Here is a 1100-nt window from a genome sequence, read left to right as displayed (position 1 = left end):
GGCGCGTTCAAGCCGAAGAAATCCGTCGCGCTGTCGGGCGTGACCGCGGGCAATACCGCGCTGTGCACCGTCGGCAAGACGGGCAACGACCTGCACTATCGCGGTTACGACATTCTCGATATCGCGACCACTTCCGAATTCGAAGAGATCGCGCATCTGCTCGTGCACGGCAAGCTGCCGAATGCCGCTGAACTCAAGGCGTACAAGACGAAGTTGAAGGCACTGCGCGGGCTGCCCGCGAATCTGAAAGCCGCGCTCGAATGGATTCCCGCGTCCGCGCACCCGATGGACGTCATGCGCACCGGCGTCTCCGTGCTCGGCACGATCCTGCCCGAGAAGGACGATCACAACTTGCCCGGCGCGAAGGATATCGCCGACAAGCTGATGGCCTCGCTCGGCTCGATGCTGCTCTACTGGTATCACTACTCGCACAACGGCAAGCGCATCGAAGTCGAAACCGACGACGATTCCATCGGCGGGCATTTCCTTCACTTGCTGCATGGCGTCGCGCCGTCGAAAGCGTGGGTCGATGCAATGCACGTTTCGCTGAATCTTTACGCCGAGCACGAGTTCAACGCATCGACGTTCACGGGACGCGTGATCGCGGGCACGGGTTCCGACATGTACTCGGCGATCACGGGCGCAATCGGCGCGCTGCGCGGCCCGAAGCACGGCGGCGCGAACGAAGTCGCGTTCGAAATTCAATCGCGCTATCAGACGCCCGACGAAGCCGAAGCGGACATCAAGAAGCGTGTGGAGAACAAGGAAGTCGTGATCGGCTTCGGCCATCCGGTGTACACGATCTCCGATCCGCGCAACAAGGTCATCAAGGAAGTCGCGAAGACGCTGTCGAACGATGCGGGCGATACGAAGCTCTTCGATATCGCGGAACGCCTCGAATCGGTGATGTGGGACGCGAAGAAGATGTTCCCGAATCTCGACTGGTTCAGCGCGGTGTCGTATCACATGATGGGCGTGCCAACCGCCATGTTCACGCCGCTCTTCGTGATCTCGCGCACGTCGGGCTGGGCCGCGCACATCATCGAGCAACGCATCGACAACAAGATCATCCGGCCGAGCGCGAATTACACGGGACCGGA

1 protein-coding gene is annotated in these 1100 nt (G+C 61.0%); it reads left to right on the top strand.

Features of this window, described 5'->3' with window-relative positions:
- The coding region (gene prpC / locus AWB77_RS34060; RefSeq protein WP_061138851.1) for a bifunctional 2-methylcitrate synthase/citrate synthase at nucleotides 1–1100 on the top strand (1100 nt) is incomplete at both ends.

Source organism: Caballeronia fortuita (genome assembly GCF_001544835.2).
In the GTDB taxonomy this organism is placed as follows: Bacteria; Pseudomonadota; Gammaproteobacteria; order Burkholderiales; family Burkholderiaceae; genus Caballeronia; species Caballeronia fortuita.
Note: the sequence above shows the minus strand (reverse complement) of the source record. Positions and strands in the feature narration are given on the sequence as shown.